At 60.1% G+C, this 3,953-nt stretch carries 2 protein-coding genes; one reads left to right on the top strand and one right to left on the bottom strand.

Annotated features, from left to right (window positions below; translation table 11 throughout):
- Positions 1 to 656 precede the first annotated feature (656 nt).
- Positions 657 to 1,463 (bottom strand): dihydrofolate reductase family protein, encoded by an 807-nt coding sequence (locus Q0520_RS08240; RefSeq protein WP_298668712.1) that lies wholly within the window; start codon positions 1,461 to 1,463, stop codon positions 657 to 659.
- A gap of 395 nt (positions 1,464 to 1,858) precedes the next feature.
- On the opposite strand from Q0520_RS08240, the gene Q0520_RS08235 reads away from it, so the two are divergent.
- On the top strand, positions 1,859 to 3,953 hold a 2,095-nt coding region (locus tag Q0520_RS08235; RefSeq protein ID WP_298668709.1), incomplete at its 3' end, for a right-handed parallel beta-helix repeat-containing protein.

Below are 3,953 nucleotides of genomic sequence, written 5' to 3'. Positions count from 1 at the left end.
AACTCGCTGACGCTCTCACAGCGAAGACTTCGTCTTCTCGAACTCGCTGACGCTCGTTCCCCGCTCAGTATTGGACCTCAAATGGGCAAACGTGCATTTTGAAGAGGGGACTGCCATCCACCTCCCTATCTTAATGGCAGGGTGTGAACGGAGTGAGCATGAGAAAATCTTTGATTTTCGAGGGCCGAACGAAGTGAGGTCAAGAAGACGAAGTCTTCGAGGGACCGGGGGGGTGAACGAAGTGAATCGAGAAAATCTCTGATTTTCGAGCGGCAGCCCCCCGGACGAGACACTCCTGAAGAGGATTTCTACAGAGCCTGTTCTCTGATTTGTTCGGCGTGAGCGCGGGCAATCGTCACCTGACGTCCGCAATGTTCAGACTGCCTGCCTGAATAGAGGCAGCCTGGCCAGTGCTTCCTGTACACCTTTGACCTGTGGCCGACTTCCACCACGACTATCAGAAGCATATCATCGTAGATGTTCAAAATAGCGCGATATTTTCCCACTCTGAGTGAGGAGAAAGGAGTCTGGCTTCCCCCCTTTATCTTCTTCACATGTCGGGTGGGGTCGGACTCCTGGGCGGGGCCTCCACCTCGTCGAAGATCCGTTCTCCTACCGCTTCGGCAGGTGCTGTATCTGCCTGATCGCGGACGGCGTTACTCTGACTCCGTACGCCATGCCTCCCGCAACTCCGCCCGCACCCTGTCGAGGGTGAGCAGGCGTCCGGCCCTGATATCTTCGAGAGACTCCTCGTCGCTGAGGGGTTCGTCGTCCTCCGCGATCATGACGCCGACTCCTTTTTCCTCACCCCGTACCGCAGGTGCACCCTGCCCTTCCCCACCTCCTCCGACCCGATCAACTCTAGGCCGACGGGCACGTCCACCCCCCTGAACAGTTTCGTGCACCCCGCCCCCGCGCTTCCCCGGCGTCACGACAAGGCTGACCTCGTCGGCGACCCCCGCCGCGATCAGGGCGCCGGAGAGGCCGCCGCCGCTGTCGGTGACGACTCGCGAGACGCCGAAACTTTTCCCGAGTCCGTCCAGCGCCTCCTTGAGGTCGACACGCTCTGTCCCGCACCTGATGAACGGGTACTCCCTCGCCCGCAGGTACGCGATGTAGTCATCCGGCGTCGCCTCGGAGACCAGGACGACGACGTCTTTGATATGCTCCATCTGCCGGTAGAAGTGGAGCAGGCCCTTCAGCACCCCCCGGCTGTCGACGAAGACGCCGATCGGCCGCGGGTCGTCGGCGTGCACCTCTGGCCTCCGGAGGTCTGCGGGCCCCTCGGGCCGGGTGATGTCCAGGAACGTCTCAATGCCCGTCCGCGCCGTCGTCGAACCGACGAGGAGGGCGTCGGGCCCGAAGGAGAGGAGGATTTCGTAGTGCAGACCGATGTCGATATCATAACCGGTGGTTGCGCCGTCGAGGCTGACCGTCGTGTGGATGATCACCCGGGGGGACATAGAGGGAAATACGGTGCCGGTCCATATAACCCGTCCCTGCGGGGTGCGGCACTCTGTTCAGGTCGGGCCCCCGCCACCCGCCCTCCATCCTCTCTCTGAACAGAGGGAAGGGAGACCGAATCGGAGATGTCTGCGGAGCACTGGACGCTTTCGACGACCCGCCGGTCATTTCACCTCCCCGCATCCTCCCGTACTATATCTCCATTTGCATCCTGTCGCCGTATTATTGTTTGATCGAAAATATGCACCTGATACCGATTATGAGTGCTTCTGCGGATTAAAATAAAAATGTATATATCCGATGTGATAATATCGCGAGCGTCTCAGCCCCCCGTGAGGCGTGATCTCATCTCGCATCCGGGGAAGCTGGCATTCAGTTTATGCGGAGGCTTAAAATGAGAAACATCCCCCCATCCCTGAAAAAAATAGTTATTTTCGCAGTCCTGCTGGTGGCCCTGGCCTGTATCATCGGTCCGGCCGCCGGCGATGAAGAGGGCGGAGTCCCGCCCGAAACAGTGGCGTCCTATGAAATGATTACGAATATCTCGGTCCCGACGGAAACCGAGACGCCAGCGGAAAATGAGACGCCGGTGGAAACGGAACTGGCGCTCGCGATTACTGCCGGTCCCCCCGACGGCCCGGTGCCTCTCACCGTGCGGTTCACCGGGACGGCGACGGGCGTTGCGGTCGACACGTGGGCGTGGACAATCGACGGCGTTGCGGCGGACGCAGATGGCCCTGACGTCACCCACACATTCCTCACGCCCGGCAATCACACTGTCGCACTCACCGCAACCAACACCACCCTCCCCCTCACAAACACAACTTCGATCGAGGTCGTCGCGGAGGAAGAAACACCCCTCATGATGGCAGCGGCCAGGATCACTCACCCCCACGTCTGGAATGTCTCGATGATCGAGGGGAACGGCAACTACTCCAGTCTCCATGAGATCCGGGAACAGATCGGCGATGGCGACACCATCCGTATCTGGGGCGTGGAGGATCACGTCTACGAAGGCGTGGTCGTCATCGCAGCACCAAATGTGACGGTCAAACAGTGGGAAGGCTCGCCAGCACAACCCGTCATCACCGGCCCCTCGGGGGTAAAACCGATGTCCCTCGGCCCATCGGTACCGGCGTTCATCGTCCGCGCGGATAACGCCACCTTCCGCGGCCTCAACATCTCCGGCAACGCCGCCGGGATCTACGCCGCCGGGGATCCTGAAGACCACGTCCGGTTCCTCACCATCGCAGACTGCACCTTCACCGGCACCGCCGTCGGGATCTACGCCGCCGGGGATCCTGAAGACCACGTCCAGTTCCTCACCATCGCAGACTGCACCTTTGTCGGGAATGGGGCAATCGGCGGTCCAGGTGTAAATCCCGATGGCGGTGCGCTCTATGCCCGGTACGTCGATGTTCTCTCGGTCGAGAGGACAGAGTTCACCGAAAACACTGCGGAACGTGGCGGCGGGGCATATTTCGAGAACTGCGACGATGTTAGGCTCATCGGTACCACCTTCACGCGCAACAACGCGACCTACGCTGGCGGCGGGGCATATTTCGAGAACTGCGACGATGCTAGGCTCATCGGTTCCACCTTCACGCGCAACAACGCGACTGAAGATGGTGGCGGGCCAGTTTTCATGAGTCCTGAGTCCTCCGACGACGATTACTCTGGTTCGGGCGGCGGGGCGTACTTCATGGGCTGCGCCAATTTCGAGTTCACCGGCGTCACCTTCACCGGCAACAAAGCAGAGGATTATGGCGGCGGGGCAGAATTCTTGGGTTCATCCGGGATCACGCTCTCCGGCGTCACCTTCACCGGCAACAAAGCAGAGAGTTATGGCGGGGGGGCAGCGTTCTGGGAATCTTCGGGGATCACTCTCTCCGGCGTCACCTTCACCGACAACAAAGCAGAGAGTTGTGGCGGCGGGGTAGAGTTCTGGGAATCTTCGGGGATCACTCTCTCCGGCGTCGCCTTCACCAACAACACGGCAGAATCTGGCGGCGGGACGGATCTCTATGACTCATCCGGCGTCATGCTCACCGACATCACTTTCACACGCAACACAGCGGATCTTGGCGGCGGGGCATATCTCTATAACTCATTCGGCGTCATGCTCACCGACCTCTCCTTCACCGAAAACGACGCAACCAACGGCGGCGGGGCATATATTGGGCGGTGTGAGAACATCACCATCACCGGCGCCACGTTCACCGGCAACACCGTGACCGATCACGACGTCGAGCCGCGGAGTCTGGAGTCCTCCGACGATGAGTTGGAGAGTTCCGGCGGTGGGGCATTCTTCTACGACTCATCCCGGATCACCATCGCCAACTGCCGCTTCGACAACCTCGACAATGTCCGTGCCGAAAGGGAATCCGAAGAACCCAAATTTGAAGAAAGTGACATCATAGAACATTTCTCCGCCGTCCTGAACACATCCCGGACGCCGGGGACGAACATCGCGGGCGGGCCGTACCTCG

The organism is uncultured Methanofollis sp., from assembly GCF_937919355.1.
Lineage (GTDB): Archaea > Halobacteriota > Methanomicrobia > Methanomicrobiales > Methanofollaceae > Methanofollis.
This window is presented reverse-complemented; position numbering and strand designations above follow the sequence as displayed.